This is a genomic window from Shinella sedimenti (genome assembly GCF_022601905.1).
Taxonomy (GTDB): Bacteria; Pseudomonadota; Alphaproteobacteria; order Rhizobiales; family Rhizobiaceae; genus Shinella; species Shinella sedimenti.
This window is the reverse complement of sequence record NZ_JAKVIN010000002.1, coordinates 21,470-38,083: the sequence shown is the minus strand read 5'-3', so window position 1 is coordinate 38,083 and position 16,614 is coordinate 21,470. Positions and strand designations below refer to the sequence as shown.

Annotated in this window: 18 protein-coding genes; 9 read left to right on the top strand and 9 right to left on the bottom strand. The window is 62.8% G+C overall.

The features are described 5' to 3' along the window. Positions 1-14: 14 nt before the first annotated feature. The 7 genes from MKI86_RS04365 to MKI86_RS04335 form a co-directional block, all read right to left on the bottom strand. Positions 15-284 carry a type II toxin-antitoxin system RelE family toxin gene (locus tag MKI86_RS04365; protein ID WP_241597969.1) on the bottom strand — a complete coding sequence of 90 codons (270 nt, stop codon included), beginning with the start codon at positions 282-284 and terminating at the stop codon, positions 15-17. Then, positions 268-501: a type II toxin-antitoxin system RelB family antitoxin gene (gene relB / locus MKI86_RS04360; protein ID WP_160869757.1), complete on the bottom strand. Its 234-nt coding sequence runs from the start codon at positions 499-501 to the stop codon at positions 268-270. Before relB ends, MKI86_RS04365 begins: the two co-directional genes overlap by 17 nt. Before the next feature lie 69 nt (positions 502-570). Beyond that, positions 571-2,481 (bottom strand): AAA family ATPase, encoded by a 1,911-nt coding sequence (locus MKI86_RS04355; RefSeq protein WP_241597967.1) that lies wholly within the window; start codon positions 2,479-2,481, stop codon positions 571-573. Positions 2,482-2,530: 49 nt separating this feature from the next. After that, positions 2,531-3,679, bottom strand: a complete 1,149-nt coding sequence (locus MKI86_RS04350; protein WP_134646946.1) for a hypothetical protein — start codon at positions 3,677-3,679, stop codon at positions 2,531-2,533. Between the two features lie 250 nt (positions 3,680-3,929). After that, on the bottom strand, positions 3,930-5,018 hold the full coding sequence (locus MKI86_RS04345; RefSeq protein WP_134646944.1) for a hypothetical protein: 1,089 nt from the start codon (positions 5,016-5,018) through the stop codon (positions 3,930-3,932). A gap of 172 nt (positions 5,019-5,190) precedes the next feature. Further along, positions 5,191-5,565: a c-type cytochrome gene (locus MKI86_RS04340; RefSeq protein WP_241597965.1), complete on the bottom strand. Its 375-nt coding sequence runs from the start codon at positions 5,563-5,565 to the stop codon at positions 5,191-5,193. A 28-nt stretch (positions 5,566-5,593) separates the two neighbouring features. Then, positions 5,594-6,181, bottom strand: coding sequence for a thymidine kinase (locus tag MKI86_RS04335; RefSeq protein ID WP_241597963.1), 588 nt, complete (start codon positions 6,179-6,181; stop codon positions 5,594-5,596). Positions 6,182-6,410: 229 nt separating this feature from the next. Here MKI86_RS04335 and MKI86_RS04330 point away from each other — a divergent pair, with 229 nt between their 5' ends. The 9 genes from MKI86_RS04330 to ade all read left to right on the top strand — a co-directional run bounded on the left by MKI86_RS04330 (position 6,411) and on the right by ade (position 16,000). Then, entirely contained in the window at positions 6,411-7,370 is a 960-nt protein-coding gene (locus tag MKI86_RS04330) for a choline ABC transporter substrate-binding protein (RefSeq protein ID WP_241597961.1), read from the top strand. Between the two features lie 147 nt (positions 7,371-7,517). Next, positions 7,518-8,390 carry a choline ABC transporter permease subunit gene (gene choW, locus MKI86_RS04325; protein ID WP_241597959.1) on the top strand — a complete coding sequence of 291 codons (873 nt, stop codon included), beginning with the start codon at positions 7,518-7,520 and terminating at the stop codon, positions 8,388-8,390. Next, entirely contained in the window at positions 8,387-9,427 is a 1,041-nt protein-coding gene (gene choV / locus MKI86_RS04320) for a choline ABC transporter ATP-binding protein (protein ID WP_241597957.1), read from the top strand. Before choW ends, choV begins: the two co-directional genes overlap by 4 nt. Before the next feature lie 77 nt (positions 9,428-9,504). Beyond that, positions 9,505-10,269, top strand: a complete 765-nt coding sequence (locus tag MKI86_RS04315) for a HugZ family pyridoxamine 5'-phosphate oxidase (RefSeq protein WP_241597947.1) — start codon at positions 9,505-9,507, stop codon at positions 10,267-10,269. Between the two features lie 189 nt (positions 10,270-10,458). Further along, a complete protein-coding gene (locus tag MKI86_RS04310; RefSeq protein ID WP_134646930.1) occupies positions 10,459-10,788 on the top strand; it encodes an ArsR/SmtB family transcription factor in 330 nt (109 codons plus the stop codon). A 185-nt stretch (positions 10,789-10,973) separates the two neighbouring features. Further along, the gene (aptA, locus tag MKI86_RS04305; RefSeq protein ID WP_241597945.1) at positions 10,974-12,299 is read left to right on the top strand and encodes an omega-aminotransferase AptA; all 1,326 of its coding nucleotides are present in this window, start codon (positions 10,974-10,976) and stop codon (positions 12,297-12,299) included. Between the two features lie 122 nt (positions 12,300-12,421). Beyond that, entirely contained in the window at positions 12,422-13,318 is an 897-nt protein-coding gene (locus MKI86_RS04300) for a DMT family transporter (RefSeq protein ID WP_241597942.1), read from the top strand. A gap of 43 nt (positions 13,319-13,361) precedes the next feature. Further along, positions 13,362-14,231: an aldose 1-epimerase family protein gene (locus MKI86_RS04295; protein WP_241597941.1), complete on the top strand. Its 870-nt coding sequence runs from the start codon at positions 13,362-13,364 to the stop codon at positions 14,229-14,231. Positions 14,232-14,305: 74 nt separating this feature from the next. Next, positions 14,306-16,000 (top strand): adenine deaminase, encoded by a 1,695-nt coding sequence (gene ade, locus MKI86_RS04290; RefSeq protein ID WP_241597940.1) that lies wholly within the window; start codon positions 14,306-14,308, stop codon positions 15,998-16,000. A gap of 8 nt (positions 16,001-16,008) precedes the next feature. Here the strand turns inward: ade and MKI86_RS04285 are convergent, their stop codons facing one another. Together MKI86_RS04285 and MKI86_RS04280 are read right to left on the bottom strand one after the other, a co-directional pair. Next, positions 16,009-16,305: a type II toxin-antitoxin system RelE/ParE family toxin gene (locus tag MKI86_RS04285; protein ID WP_241597939.1), complete on the bottom strand. Its 297-nt coding sequence runs from the start codon at positions 16,303-16,305 to the stop codon at positions 16,009-16,011. Beyond that, positions 16,298-16,561 (bottom strand): type II toxin-antitoxin system ParD family antitoxin, encoded by a 264-nt coding sequence (locus MKI86_RS04280; protein ID WP_241597938.1) that lies wholly within the window; start codon positions 16,559-16,561, stop codon positions 16,298-16,300. Before MKI86_RS04280 ends, MKI86_RS04285 begins: the two co-directional genes overlap by 8 nt. Positions 16,562-16,614: the final 53 nt, after the last annotated feature.

Below are 16,614 nucleotides of genomic sequence, written 5' to 3'. Positions count from 1 at the left end.
AGACACCGGAAACTTCAGGAATATACTTCACGCCGATGTCCTACACGAACGACGACCACGACAAGCCTGTTGTCCTGGATGTCACAAATGATCCGATAGTCGCCAACGCGATACCGCCAATAGCTTCCCAGCCGCGCGCCCTGCAAAGCGCTGCCCGGCAGACGAGGATTTTCCGAGGAAGCAAGCTTCGTGACAAGAAAATTACGAATGCGCTTTGCCTCGACATGACCGAGTTGATCGAGCTCTTTCTTAGCCCCTTCGGTGATCTCAATCGCCCAGGCCAAGCTCGTCCTCAACCTCCTTCAGAGAATAGACACGGCTTTCGCCACGCCGCACGCGCTCAAGTTCCTGCTCCGCGAGATAAATATCCTCGAGATCCTCGATATGCTGTTCAATGGCCTCGCGAATGTAATATGTCGCTGTGCGCCCAGTCCGCGCGGCCAACGCCTGCAGCCGCTCATAGGTCTCGTCAGGAAGTCGGATTGCCGTCTGTCTCGCCATGCCATCCTCCTTGGGGTACATGTATCCCTAACATATAGCATCTGTGCCAAGACTTTTCCAACAAAGCCGCTACCACCGCCCCTCGGCCTTCATCTTCTCCATTTCGCGGATTGCCTTCTCGCGCTGGCGTTCGCGGCGGATGATGTCGGAGACGGCGGCGTCGTCGGATTTGTCGGTGTAGCGGAATTCCGAGTCGGCGTAGCGGTTGATCTCCTGCAGCACCATGTCCATCGAGATCGGGCCGCGCAGCTCCTCGATCATGGCCTTCTTTTCATCGTAGCTCTTGTGCATGAAGGTGCCGGCATCCACGAACCAGTCGTCCGGCAGGTCCACGTCCATCGCGCGCATCTTGATCGCGTCGGTGATGTTCTTGATGGCGCGGCCGGTGAAGCGCGGCTCGGCAACCTTGATGCGGTGAAGATAGGCGCCGACATCGGCGAGCGAGCGTATGGCGCCATGCTCCTTCTCATGCGCTTCCCACACGGCAAGCAACCCCTCTTCCTGCGGCCTGGCGTGCTGCCCGTAGGAGGTCGAGACGGCGCGCTTGATCTCCTGCCCCTCGAACAACGTGTGCTCGCCGAGCGGGATCGAGTGGTTCTTGCCGACCAGCATGGCGAAGATGTCGATATAGTCGTCCTCGGTCTGCGGCCCGTCCACCAGCCAGCGGGCGCCGGCGCGCTGGCGCAGCGCGTCGTCCACATTCTCCGGATAGTTGGAGAACATGCCGAAGGTGCAATTGCCGCGCACCACCGTCGAGGCGCCGGCGAAGCTTTCCATCAGCACCGCCGTCACCTCGTGCTGACCCGCGGACGCCCGGTCGTCGGAGCGCTTGGCAGCGACCTGGTCGACATCGTCGATGGTCCCGAAGCCGATCGCCTTCGGATTTATGACGTTGGTCACGAACTCCTTGCAGTTCTGGCCGGATTTGCCCTGATAGGACGAGATCTGGTCGACGCCGAAATTCTCGTAATGGAAGGCGTAGCCGGCGGTCTGGCAGTAATCGTTGACGAGGCCGGCCAGCATCTGGATCAGGATCGTCTTGCCCGTGCCCGGCATGCCGTCGCCAATGAAGGTGAAGAGGAAGCCGCCGAGTTCAACGAACGGATTCATCTGCCGTTCGAAGTCGTAGGCGACCAGCATCTTGGCGAGCTTCATCGCCTGGTATTTGGCGATGTGGTTGCCGATGATCTCGTTGGGCTTCTTGAAGGTCATGGACAGCGGCTTGCGCTTCTGGCCCGGCGCCACGTCGAAACCGGAGAGCGTGAAATCGTCCTGTTCTATACGGATATGCGCGTTCTCGAAGCCGGCAAGCCCCGTGAAACGGGCGCGGCGCGAGATCAGCCCCTCAATGGCGACGCGCGAAAAGGCGCGCGCACGGCTGACGAGCGCAGCATCGTCGGGTGCGCCGGCAAGCGTGCGGTCGAGCCCCGAGACCATGCTCTTCAGCGCATCCTGCGGCGTGTCGAACAGATAGTCCGGCTCCCCGCCGTCCTCGACCGGCTCGCCCTCGCCCGGCAGTGTGGCGCCGAGATAGGCGGCGAAGGTGAAGGCGGCGATATAGGCGGAGGCCGCAAGCAGCGCCTTGAACTGGTTGGCCTCGTCACCGGACAGCGGCGCGGCGAGATTGCGCGATTGCAGCCCTTCGAGGTTGGTCTGGCGCGAGAAGGCGTCCGTCACGGCAAGCGCCACCTGCAGCCCGCGCCGCGCCCGGTACAGCACGGCGTGCTGCTGCGGCGACAGCAGCGGATCGCCGGCCCGCACCGCCTGGATGGTCTTTGCCAGTTCCACCTCCCGCGTGCGCCGCGCGCCGGCGGTCGAGACCGTGGAGACGAAACGGCGGCCGGTGCCGGCAAGGGCGGTTCCGTTCTGGCCGTCGTCGCTTTCGAGAATGACGAGCTTGGACACGAGGCTCTGCGCGGCGGCCTGGTGTTTGGCGATGTCGTCTTCGTGGATCGTCGTCAGTCCGGCGTTGAGGCTCATCGGGAATCCTTATGCAAAATCCGGGAACAGCGGGCCGGGAACGTTGGCCTCAAACCTCGCTGATCACCTGGTTTCCTGAAATCACATGCACCTTGTAGGCGCCGAAAATGCCTTCGGTCTCGCCCGCGGCGTAGAGCGCCTGATAGGCATCGTGCGGCACCAGCGCATGTTTCTCATAGGCGCTGACGCCCATGCGGGTGGCTTCGAGATCGCTGGTCTCGATGTGGAATTCCTCCTGCGCCGGCGTCGAGCTCCAGAACCCCTTCTGGGCGGGTCGCTCGGCCTTGGAGAACACCTCCTGCACCGTCCAGGTCAGAAGCCAGGCATTTTCCGGCCGGCGCACCTTGGAGAGGATGTCATTGATACGCGCATTGTTCTCCGTGATGCCGGCCGAATAGAACGGCCCCAGCACGATGCGGCGCAGCTGCTTGGGATGCAGCGTGGGAAAATCCTTGTCGAGATTGGTGGCGATCGTCACCGGCGTCAGCGAATAGGCGCTGTTCTTCAACGCGAAATCGTCGAAGCGGCTGGCGAGTTCCGGGTTCAGCAGCCCGCCGACGGGCAGCGGAATGTCGACATCCGGATTGAGCTTGCCGTCCTTCGTCACGAGCATCTTCACGACGTTGTCGCTCGAATCCTCGATCATCGCCATATAGACCATCGGTAGCGTCGCCGAGCCGTCGAACGCCCCCCAGCACACCACATAATAAGGCCGCATGGTCTTCGGATTGACCGCCACGCGAATGGTCTCGGGCAGCACGAAGGGCGAGAAGATGTCGCCCTTGCCGATCTGCTCCAGATAGAGCCGTTCTGCCATGCGGGCCTGAAGGTCGCTCGGGAACGCCTTCTGGCGAAGAATGAAATCCGCCATTTCCGTGCGCAGCTGGTCGGCGTTCGGCATGGCGGCAAGCCGCTTTTCCGCGCTCTGCCGGTCGTTTTCCAGCTCCAGCACGTTCTGGAACACCGGAAATCCGCTTTCGGCGCGCGACACGCGGAACTGGTCGACGAAGCCGATGCGGTTCTCCCAGCAGGCAAAGGACGCCTTCAGCCGCGCCAGATAAGGCATGATCACTTCGCCCACCACGCTGTTGCGGTAGAGCGGCGAGTTGCGGTCGCCGAGAAAGATCTCGAGGCCGCCGAGCGCGGACCGGATAGTGGAGAAATACTGCGCGATGGCGCTGTCGGCTGGCGCGTTCATTGGGGGTGTGCCCCATTGCTCGTGAAGGCGGAAAACACCCCCCTCTGCCCTGCCGGGCATCTCCCCCACAAGGGGGGAGATGCGATGGGGTGAACGACCTGCCCCTCCTTGACGCCGACCGCTGACACTTTTGTGACGTCACGATCGAGACGCGGACCGCGCGAACTGCCGATCTCCCCCCTTGTGGGGGAGATGCCCGGCAGGGCAGAGGGGGGTGTCACCGCGCCCCGCAATCCCATGCGTGAAACCATCACGACTTCACGTAGTTCGCGGCGTTGTGCTTGTCCATGACGGCCTGGAACCGGCGGGCGAAGGCGTCGTCGGCGAGTTTCTTCCGGCGCTGGATGTCCTGCGTCGCCAGCATGTTCTTCTCGTGCATCTCCAGGAGGTCGCCGATATGGCGCTGCGAGGCCGAGCCGATGCCGGCCATGGTTTCCTCGGCCGCGGTATCGACCTGCGAACCGAGCGTATTGATCTTGTGCGCCACGTCCTGCTGGGCCGCCGTCTTCAGCGAGTCTTCCAGCGCCTTGTAGAGCACGATGCGCTGCTCGGTATCGATGGTCAGCTTGTTGATCAGCGTGTTCTGCGCGGCGATCTGGTTGTTGAGCGAATCCACGAAGGTCTGGAACATCGAGGTGTAGCGCTCCAGCGTCTGGCTCTCGGCCAGAAGCTCCTGTTCCTTCGCCTGCATCTGGTTGTATTCGGTCGCCAGCGCCGAACGCTCGCCTTCGAGGTCGGTGCGGGCACGCTGGTCGGTGGAGGCGGCGATGCGGTTTTCGAGGTCCATCAGGAGCGGGTTCAGCTCCTCGATGCGCTTCTGCGTGGCTTCCAGATTGGTCATCGTGCCCTTGCGGCGCTCGATCACGCTGATCAGGCTGGCCTCGGAAGTCTTGTAGCGCTGCTCGAGGATCGACTTCTGCTCCTTGAGGATGCCGACGATCGTGTCGGATTTGGCGAGCAGTTCCTGCAGGTTGCCGGCAAGCGACATGTTGCGCACGCGGTCGGTGCGCATGCGCTGCATCTTCTGCTTGGAGAACATGCCGATGAACTTTTCGTAGCCCGTATAGCTCTTCATGCTCTCGAATTCGGTGCCGAAGATGTTGGTCGCATCCTCCAGCCCGATGATGAGGTCGGCGATGTTGCCTTCCATGACCTTCTGCTGGTTGATGACGTCCTGAATGCGGGCGTTCTCGATATCGAAATTGACGTCGCCGAGCTTGGTATCCGCCTTGGCGAATTGCTCCAGCACGATGCCGGACTGCTCCAGCTTGCCGCGCATCTGGTCGACGACCGAGCGGGTTTTCTCAATTTCCGTATCGAAGTTCTGAAGTGTGGCCATATGCCTCTATCCCCTTGAGCTCTCCACGGCAGACGTCTTCGCCCCCCGATTTATTCCGGCGCAACACTATACGATTTCAGACAGATAGGAACCTGCCTGCGTGTTTTCCCGCAGAACATGTGGGACAGGCGGGACGCGCCGCAAGGCTGCGCGGGAAATTTTTCAGCGCCCGCTAGGGGGCCGGGGCCGCCTTCAGGAACGCAATGAGATTTGCGATCTCCTCCGCCTTGCGCAATCCGGCAAACGTCATGCGCGTGCCAGGCACCATCGCCTTGGGCGCCATGAGGTATTCGGCCAGAAGTGCTTCGTCCCAAACCTTGCCGCCCTCGGCGAAAGCCTTCATGGCGGGCGAATACGTATAATCCGCAACGGACGCGACGGGCCGGCCCACGATGCTGGCCAGCGTCGGCCCCACGCGGTTGACCGGTTCGATGGAGTGGCAGGCCTGGCATTTGCGGAAGACCGCGGCACCGGCGGCAGCGTCCCCGTCCGCGAAGGCCGGGGTGACAAGACAGAGCAAGGCGGCCAGTGCGGCAAGCGGCTTCATCGCGGGGCTCCTTTGCCGGCGCCGAACCTCAGTCGGCATTCATTATGTCGTCCCAATGCCGGCGGCAGTAGGATACATATTTGTCATTGCCGCCGATTTCCACCTGCGCGCCCGATTTCGCCACCTCGCCGTCGGCGCCGAGCCGCACCACCATCGTGGCCTTGCGCCCGCAATGGCAGATGGTGCGCACCTCGCGCATTTCGTCGGCGATGGCGAGCAGCGCCTTCGAACCGGGAAACAGCTTGCCCTGGAAATCCGTGCGCAGGCCATAGGCCATGACGGGGACATGCAGCCGGTCGGCCACGCGGGCGAGCTGCCAGACCTGTTCCTCCGTCAGGAACTGCGCCTCATCGACGAAGACGCAGGCAATCGGCCCCTCGCCGTTGCCGCTCAGTTCCTCGATATGGCGATAGAGATCGTCGCTCTGGTCGAATGCGATGGCATCGGCGGAAAGGCCGATGCGTGAGGAGATGCGGCCGGCACCGGCGCGGTCGTCGAAGGAGGCAATGAAGATCGCCGTGCGCATGCCGCGTTCGCGGTAGTTGTAGGACGCCTGAAGCAGCAGCGTCGACTTGCCCGCATTCATCGTCGCATAGCTGAAATAAAGTTTGGCCATGATTTTCTCCGTCCCCGCCTCATGGCCCGTCGGGGGGCGATTTTCCAGCCGCAAACGGCTGAAAACCACAGAAAACACGGGGGCCCATCCGGTGCGACATAGATGTGTTAAATTGCGAACCGGCCCGAAATTTATTGGACCTTTCAGGGGCTTCCGGCTAGTTCAGACGGCTTGAAAGCCCATTGTTTTGATGATTTTCTAATACACCAGTTATAAGGGGAGCCATAAAATGAACTCTGCATCGCCATTCAAGACCCTGCTTGCCGCCGCCGTCTCCGTCATCGCGCTGGGCGTTGCCGGCGCATCCGCCGCCGAAGCTGAAAGCTGTGGCAAGGTCCGCTTCTCGGATGTCGGCTGGACGGACATCACCGCGACCACCGCCACCGCCACGACCATCCTCAAGAACCTCGGCTACGAGACGGAAGTCACCGTGCTTTCGGTGCCCGTCACCTACACCTCGCTGTCGAACAAGGACATCGACGTGTTCCTCGGCAACTGGATGCCGACGATGGAGGCCGACATCAAGCCCTTCCGCGAGGACGGCTCGGTCGAGACCGTGCGCGAAAACCTGGAGGGCGCGAAGTACACGCTGGCGACCAATGCCAAGGGTGCCGAACTCGGCATCAAGGATTTCGGCGACATCGCCAAGCACAAGGACGAGCTCGGCTCCAAGATCTACGGCATCGAGCCGGGCAATGACGGCAACCGTCTGATCATTGACATGGTATCGGGCAACAAGTTCGACCTTTCCGCCTTTGAAGTCGTTGAATCCTCCGAGCAGGGCATGCTGGCCGAAGTCGCCCGCGCCGAGCAGGACGGCACGCCGGTCGTCTTCCTGGGCTGGGAGCCGCATCCGATGAACGCCAACTTCAAGCTGACCTACCTCACCGGCGGCGATGACGTCTTCGGCCCCAACTTCGGCGGCGCGACGATCTACACCAACGTGCGCAAGGGCTACACGACCGAGTGCCCGAATGTCGGCAAATTCCTGCAGAACCTCAAGTTCTCGCTGGAAATGGAAAACCAGATCATGGGCAAGATCCTGAACGATGGTCAGGATCCGGAAGCCGCGGCAACCGAATGGCTGAAGGCCAACCCGGCCGCCATCGAGCCGTGGCTCGCCGGCGTCACGACGAAGGACGGCAGCGGCGAGGCCCTGCCGGCGGTCAAAACCGCGCTTGGTCTCTAACAGACAAGAATCGGGCGGGGAGGAAACTTTCCCGCCCTTCTTGCCGCCGGATACTGCGATAGCTTCAGACATATCCGAGCGGTTTTGCGCCTGCGCCTGCGGACGCGTTGCTGCCAATATTCGCACTCCAGCCAGGGACCTATTCTCGTGGATTGGCTTACCGTCTCCAAAATTCCGATCGGCCCCATCGCCAAAGAGGTTGTCAGCTGGCTGACGACGAACGGCAAGGGACTGTTTGATTTCCTGAAAGTCTTCCTGCAGGCCGGTATCGACGCCGTGCTCTATGTGCTGCAGGGCCCGTTCGCCAGCGCCGGCGGAAAATTCGGCTATTCCATCGCCCTCATCCTGCTCGTCTCGGCCGCAAGCTGGTATTTCCGCCGGTCCGTCGGAGTGGCGCTCTTCACCTTCCTCGGCCTCCTGCTCATCGTGAACCAGGGCTACTGGAAGGAAACCACGGAAACGCTGGCCCTCGTTCTGGCCGCCACCGGCGTCAGCATGGTCGTCGGCGTGCCGCTTGGCATCGCGGCCGCCCGACGACCCTGGTTCTATTCCATCCTGCGGCCGATCCTCGATCTCATGCAGACGATCCCGACCTTCGTCTACCTGATCCCGGCTCTCATCCTCTTCGGCCTCGGCATGGTGCCCGGCCTGATCGCGACGGTGATCTTCGCCATCCCCGCTCCGATCCGCCTCACCCGCCTCGGCATCATCTCCACGCCGCCCGCGCTGGTCGAAGCCGCACAGGCCTTCGGCGCGACGCCGGGTCAGGTGCTGCGCAAGGTCGAGCTGCCCTTCGCCATGCCGCAGATCATGGCGGGCCTCACCCAGACGATCATGCTGTCGCTGTCGATGGTGGTCATCGCCGCCCTCGTCGGCGCCAAGGGCCTTGGCGTTCCCGTCGTACGCGCCCTCAACACCGTGAACATCTCGATGGGTTTCGAGGCGGGCCTGTGTATCGTCATTCTCGCGATCATTCTCGATCGCCTCTTCCGCGCCGCTGATGAAGGAGACGGCAAATGACCGACGCTGTCGTCTTCAACAACGTTTCCATCATCTTCGGCGACAATCCGCAGAGAGCGCTGGCTCTGGCCGATGCCGGCAAATCGCGCGACGAGATCGGCGCCGAAACCGGGCTCGTGCTCGGCGTGGCCGATGCCACGCTGTCGATCAACGAGGGCGAGATCCTCGTGCTGATGGGCCTGTCCGGCTCGGGCAAGTCGACGCTGCTGCGCGCCGTCAACGGACTTGCACCCGTCGTGCGCGGCGACGTTGCGGTCAAGGCCGGCAACGGCGCGGTGAACCCCTACAAGGCAACACCCAAGGCGCTGCGCGATTTCCGCATGCACACCGTCTCCATGGTGTTCCAGCAGTTCGCGCTCCTGCCTTGGCGCACGGTCGCCGACAATGTCGGCTTCGGCCTGGAGCTTGCCGGCGTGCCTGATAGCGAGCGCAAGGCCCGCGTCGCCGAGCAGCTCGAACTCGTCAACCTCACCAAATGGGCGAACCGCAAGGTCAACGAGCTTTCGGGCGGCATGCAGCAGCGTGTCGGCCTCGCGAGGGCGTTTGCGACGGGCGCGCCGATCCTGCTCATGGACGAGCCGTTCTCCGCGCTCGACCCGCTGATCCGCACCCGCCTCCAGGACGAACTCCTCGAGTTCCAGCGTCGGCTGAAGAAGACCATCATCTTCGTCAGCCACGACCTGGACGAGGCCTTCCGCATCGGCAACCGCATCGCCATCATGGAAGGTGGGCGCATCATCCAGTGCGGCACGCCGCAGGAGATCGTGAAGAACCCGGCCAACCAGTATGTCGCGGATTTCGTGCAGAACATTAATCCGATCAACATGCTGACGGCGCACGATGTCATGCAGCCCGGCGCCTCGCACAGCGGCACCGTCACGGCCACCACCGCGCCGGAAACGCCGCTGGTCGATGTGCTCGACGCCATGGCGCGCACGCCCGGCAATGTCGGCGTCGTCGAGAACGGCACCGTCGTCGGCACGATCAGCGCACAGGACATCATAGGCGGATTGACGCGCCACCGCCGACGCGGCTGACAACCGGCTAGCTTCGGTCTAGACAGGGCGGCGCTCTCCGGGGCGCCGCCTTTTTCTTGCCGATACGGAGCCGAACCATGACCGAGAAGGACAAACCCAGCGTTTTGCGCGAAACCGACGACGAGGCGCGCCACCTCGCCCGCACGCTGCTTCGCTCCGCCCGCTCCTGCGCGCTGGCCGTGCTCGAGCCGGAGACTGGCGCGCCCTTCGCCAGCCGCACGCTGACGGGCACCGACACGGACGGCACGCCGGTCATCCTCGTATCCGCGCTTTCCGTTCACACCACGGCGCTGCGCGCCGATCCGCGCGCCTCCCTGCTGGCGGGCGAACCCGGCAAGGGAGATCCGCTCGCCTATGCCCGCCTCACCGTGCTTTGCGAGGCCGAGGAAGTATCACGCGAAAGTGAAGCCCGCGTGGCACTTCGCGAACGCTTCATCCGCCGCCATCCTAAAGCGAAACTCTATATCGATTTTCCCGATTTCGCCTTCTTCCGCCTTGTCCCACAGCGCGCCCTTCTCAACGGCGGCTTCGGCAAGGCCTTCGTGCTGACGGCGGACGATCTGCTGATTCGCTCGCCGGCCCGCGCCGCCCTCGCAGCCATGGAGCAAGGCGCGATCGACCACATGAACAGCGACCATGCGGAAGCCGCAGGCCTCTACGCAGCCCATTATTGCGGCGCTAAAGAGGGGAATTGGCGCATTGTCGGCCTCGATGCCGCCGGTGTCGATCTCGCGAGCGGAGACCAGCTGAAGCGCCTCGAATTCCCACATGAGCTGACGGATGCCGACGCGCTTCGCGGTGAACTGGTCCGTCTGCTGCGGGAGGCGCGCCAACCCGCCTGACCCGCGCCAACGGCTTCCTCAGCAACTCTCTTGGCATCAAGACTTGAATATGGCAGTCATATTAGCGCTATGCGTGTATGCCTACCCCCATTTCTTGCCCTTGATGCAGGAGGTTTTGTTTATATGCTTACAAGCGCATTAACTTAAAACGTCATGATTTGAAGCGGAAACGCCCAGAGGAGTTTTCAAATGGATAAGATTTCTGAGGCTGAACATGCGCAGGCCGAAGTTGCATCCGACTTCCTGTCCGCTATGGCCAACCCCAAAAGGTTATTGATTCTGCGGGTTCTGGTCGGCGGCGAAATCGCCGTTGGCGCGCTCGCAACCAAGGTCGGTCTCAGCCAGTCGGCGCTTTCGCAGCACCTGTCCAAACTGCGCGCGCAGAACCTCGTCACCACCCGCCGCGACGCCCAGACCATCTACTATTCCAGCAAGTCCGCAGCCGTTCTCACGATCCTCGATTCGCTGGACCGCATCTACGCCGCGCCGGGCGCGGAAAAGAAGCTGCGCATCGCCTGAGACACCAGACCAATCGTCTCTTCACGCCTCGGCCGAAAGTCCGGGGCGTTTGCTTGTGCGCAATCCCGCAACGCCTTGACGGTAGCCGGCGCGTTGATAGTTTGACCACCGGGTAAAAATCCCGAAGCATTTGCCGGCCGGCATAGCCCTTTGGGCCCGGCACTTCACGGACCATGGAGAACCGCATGTCCAACCGCCTGAACACCCCCAACGATCTGCGTGCCTTCTGGATGCCGTTCACGGCAAACCGGCAGTTCAAGAAGGAGCCGCGCCTCTTCGTCGGCGCCAAGGACATGTATTACACGACGCACGACGGTCGTCAGGTGCTGGATGGCACCGCTGGCCTGTGGTGCGTGAATGCCGGCCACTGCCGCCCCAAGATCACCGAGGCGATCCGCGAACAGGCAGGCGAGCTCGACTATGCGCCTGCCTTCCAGCTCGGCCACCCCAAGGCCTTCGAACTTGCCAACCGCCTGGTGGACATCGCGCCCGAGGGCATGAACCACGTTCTCTACACCAACTCGGGCTCCGAATCGGTCGAAACGGCGCTGAAAGTGGCTTTGGCCTATCATCGCGCCAAGGGCGACGGCTCGCGCTTCCGCCTTGTCGGCCGTGAACGCGGCTATCACGGTGTCAATTTCGGCGGTATCTCCGTCGGCGGCATCGTCTCCAACCGCAAGATGTTCGGCACGCTGCTGACCGGCGTCGATCACATGCCGCACACGCATTTCCCCGACAAGAACGCGTTTTCGCGCGGTGAGCCGGAGCATGGCGGCGACATCGCCAGCGAATTGCAGCGCATCATCACCCTGCATGACGCCTCCACCATCGCGGCCGTCATCGTCGAGCCGGTCGCCGGCTCCACCGGCGTTCTCATCCCGCCGAAGGGCTACCTCCAGAAGCTGCGCGAGATCTGCACGCAGCATGGCATCCTGCTCATCTTCGACGAGGTCATCACCGGTTTCGGCCGCCTCGGCGCACCCTTCGCCGCGCAGTATTTCGACGTGAAGCCGGATATCATTACCACGGCCAAGGGCCTTACAAACGGCGTGATCCCAATGGGCGCCGTCTTCGTGACCTCCGAGATCCATGACACGTTCATGAGCGGCCCGGAGCACATGATCGAGTTCTTCCACGGCTACACCTATTCGGGCAACCCGATCGCCTGTGCGGCCGCACTCGGCACGCTCGATACCTACAAGGAAGAGGGCCTGCTCACCCGCGCCAGCGAACTCGCCTCCTACTGGGAAGACGGCCTGCATTCGCTGAAGGACTGCCCCAACGTCATCGACATCAGAAATGTCGGCCTGATCGGTGCCATCGAGCTTTCGCCCATCGCGGGCGAGCCCACCAAGCGCGCTTTCAATGCCTTCCTGAAGGCCTATGAGCAGGGCCTGCTCATACGCACGACAGGCGACATTATCGCGCTATCGCCGCCGCTGATCATCGAGAAACACCATATCGACGAGCTGTTCGGCAAGCTGCGCGACGTGCTCCAGAACAACATCTGAGCCGACAGCAGGTCGTATACAGGTGATTTCCCGTCGCGCCGGTCCCACAGGGACGGCGCGGCGGGCCGCATCATCTCCGTACCGTGATCCGGGTCGGCTCCCCGCATGGTGGGAGAAAGTCCATGCGATCGATCTATCTGGCTTTTGTCCTGCTCGGCCTCTTCTGGGGATCGAATTTCATCTACATGAAATGGGCGTCGGTGCTCATCACGCCCGCGCAGATCACGCTGCTGCGCGTCTTCTTCGGCTTCCTCCCGCTCGCCGTGGTCGCCTTGCAGCGCGGCGTGATCCGCAGGGAGCAGATACGGCATCTGCCACATTTTCTCGTCATGGCGGTGCTGGCGACGGCCTTCTATTATTTCGCGATCGCGGAAGGCACCGTGCGCCTGCCGTCCGGCATTGCGGGCGTTCTCGGCGGATCGATCTCGCTCTTCACCACCCTCGCCACGCTTCTCTTCCTGCGAACGGAAAGACCCAATGCGTTGATGCTTGCCGGTGTGGTGACAGGTTTTGCCGGCATCGTCCTGATCGCCCGGCCGTGGGAGCGCACGGACGGCAGCATCGATATAGACGGCGTCCTGTGGATGCTAGCCGCCACGAGCATCCTCGGTCTCTCCTATGTCTATGTGCGCCGCTTCCTCTCGCCCCATGAACTGCCGCCGCTGGCACTCGCCACATGGCAGACGGGACTTGCCCTGCTCGTATTGCTCGCCGTCACCGACCGCACGGGCATCACAGCCATCCTAGGCGACTGGCACGCGGCCGCGGGTGTAGCCATCGGGCTCGGCATTCTCGGCACGGGCATGGCCTTCCTGATCTACTACTATCTGTTACAGGAACTGGGCGCCGTGGCCGCCTCGGGCGCGACATACATCACGCCAAACGTCGCTCTGCTGATCGGCTGGGCGGCCGGCGAGACGGTCGGCACACTGGAAATCGCCGCCATTATCCTTGTGCTCACCAGCATCGCGATGTTGCAGATCGGCCGGCAACGCGCCCTGCGCGAGACGCGGCGATGAGATTGCGCTACAGTAAGGCCGGCTTTCCGCAAAAGGAGATTCGATGCCGACGAACACCCGTATCGAGAATGCTTTCCTCACCGTCGACATTTCTTCCCTCGGCGCCGAGATGCAGTCCATAACCTCCGCGGATGGCGGGAGCTGGCTGTGGAACGGCGACGCCGCCTTCTGGACGGGCCGCTCCCCGGTGCTGTTTCCCATCGTCGGCAAGGCGCCGAACGATACGCTGGCGATCGACGGCAAGCCCTATCCCATGGCCCAGCACGGCTTTGCCCGGCGACGGGAGTTCACGATCGAAACGAGATCGGCCACCGCATGCCGTTATGTTCTGGAGGCCTCCGACGAGACCCGCGCCGTCTATCCGTTCGATTTCCGTCTCACGGTCGAGCACAGCCTTGATGATCGCACGTTGACGGTGACCAGCACGGTTGAAAACCGGGGCAGCGCGCCGATGCCCTTCGGCTTCGGCTATCATCCCGCTTTCTCCTGGCCACTGCCGGGAGCGGAGGGCAAGCCGCATACGGTGACGCTTGCAAATGGCGGCGAGCCGCTGCGCCAACCGCTGGAAAACGGCCTTCTCTCCACGAACCGCACGCCATCCCCCTTTGAGCGAGGGCGCCTCGTGCTCGCACATGAACTGTTTGCCAACGACGCTTTGGTCTTTCCCGAGGGAGCCGGCGATAGCCTCGTCTACGCCGCCGAAGACGGTCCATCCCTCGCCTTCCGTTTCGACAACCTGCCGAACCTCGCGCTGTGGACGAAGCCCGGCGCGCCCTTCCTCTGTGTCGAACCCTGGCACGGCACGGCGGCGGAATGCGGCGCTTCGCCCGAACTGAAGGACCGGCCCTATACCAGCGTGCTGGAAAGCGGCGAAGCGAAGCGTTTCGCCTTCTCGGTGACCTTTTCCGCCTGAGGTTTTACCCGCCGGGCCCTTCCCTCCGGCGCCTACCCCGCTAGAGTCGCAGAAAAGGATTCAGGAGACCCGCCATGACCGACTTGGAACGCATCATCGACCAGGGAACAGGCCGCGAGCCGGCCGATATCGTCCTGAAGGGCGGACAGTTCTTCGATCTGGTGACGGGCGAGCTCGTGGCGTCCGACATCGCGATCTGCGGTGACCGCATCGTCGGCACGTGCGGCACATACAAGGGCAGGACGGAAATCGACATCACCGGCCGCATCGTCGTGCCGGGTTTCATCGACACGCACCTGCACATCGAGTCCTCGCTGGTGACGCCGCATGAGTTCGACCGCTGCGTGCTGCCCTACGGCGTCACGACGGTGATCTGCGATCCGCACGAGATCGCCAATGTGCTCGGCACGGAAGGTATCCAGTTCTTCCTCGACAGCGCCATGCAGACGATCATGGATATCCGTGTGCAGCTGTCGAGCTGTGTGCCCGCGACGCATCTGGAAACTTCAGGCGCCGATCTGCCCGTCGAGCGGCTGCTGCCGTTCCGTGATCATCCCAAGGTCATCGGCCTCGCCGAATTCATGAATTTCCCTGGCGTCATCCACAAGGATCCGATCTGCCTTGCCAAGCTGGAGGCGTTCCAGGGCGGCCATATCGATGGGCACGCACCGCTGCTTCTGGGCAACGACCTCAACGGCTACCTCTCCGCCGGCATCCGCACCGAGCATGAATGCACGACCGCCGAGGAAGCGCTGGAGAAGATCCGCAAGGGCATGCACATCCTCATTCGCGAGGGCTCCGTCTCCAAGGATCTGCTGGCACTGCTGCCGATCATGACGGAACGCCTGTCGCCCTTCCTTGCGCTCTGCACGGACGACCGCAATCCGCTCGACATCGCCGAGCAGGGCCATCTCGATTACATGATCCGCACCGCGATCGCGCATGGCCGGGCGCCGCTTGCCGTCTACCGTGCGGCCTCCATTTCCGCTGCCAAGGCCTTCGGCCTCAACGACCGCGGCCTCGTCGCACCCGGCTGGCGCGCCGACCTCGTCGTCATCGACACGCTGGAAAGCTGCAAGGCCAAGATGGTGTTTTCCGCCGGCCGTCCGGTGGACGACGCGCTCTTCGCGACGCGCTCTGCCGTGGAGCCCGTCGGGCTGGACAGCGTCAAGGCGCGGCCCGTGGAGGCCGCCCATTTCGCCGTGCCCGCCACCGACGCCGAGACACCTGTCATCGGCGTGCTGCCGGGCAAGATCATCACCGAACACCGGCGCTACCGCCTGCCCGCTAAAGGCAACCAGACGACCGTCGATCTGGCGCAGGACATCATCAAGGTCGCCGTCATCGAGCGCCACGGCAAGAACGGCAACCATGCCAACGGCTTCGTGCAGGGCTTCGGCCTGAAGAAGGGCGCTATTGCCTCGACGGTCGGCCATGACAGCCACAATATCTGCGTGGTCGGCGTCGATGAAGACGACATGGCGCGCGCCGCAAACCGGCTTGGCGAGATCAAGGGCGGCTTCGTCGTGGTGGAAAATGGCGAGGTCACCGGCGAAATCGCCCTGCCCGTCGCCGGCCTGATGAGCCTCGAGCCTTATGAGAGCGTGCGCGACACGCTACACAACCTCCGCAAGGCCGCCTTCGCGCTTGGTGCCACGCTGGAAGAACCCTTCCTCCAGCTAGCCTTCCTGCCGCTCCCCGTCATTCCCCATCTGAAGATCTCCGACCGCGGTATGGTGGACGTGGACCGGTTCATGCTGATCGGGTGATGTTTGCGTTAGGGCTGAAAATCCGCATCGTCGATATCGAGATAGCGACTTAGAATGCGTACGAGAATCAGGCGGGGCGGCGTCACCGTATAGAACAACACGTAGTTTCCGACAGAAAGGCTGCGCAGACCTTCCGCCAATTCCGGTCGCGGTCGGCCGGCATCCGGATGAGCCGCGAGCTTTTCTGCGGCATCGGCAAACCTGTCAAGCAGTCGATCGGCGGCGCTTTCACTGTCGTGCGCAATGTGGCGCCAGATGTCGATCAGGTCTTCCTCCGCGCGCGGAAGATGAAAGACCTCAAGCATTGCGCGTGGTTCGCCGACCGATACGGGCGTGTACCTTTATCGCATCCATGTCGAGCGCAGTCGCGGGCCCGCTGTCCAGCCCTTCCTGAATAGCCTCCCGCAGCGCTGCAATCCTGGCTTCGCGCTGCATCTCGCGATCCTCGAGCAGTCGCAGACCATCTCGCACGACCTCGCTCGCGCTCGCGTAACGTCCGCTGGCCAGAAGCTCACGAACGAAGGTCTCATAATGACTGCCAAGAGTGTAGCTGGACGCCATGGCACATCTCCAAAGTATCACTTTATGATACTATCGTGCTCGCCTGTCTGCAA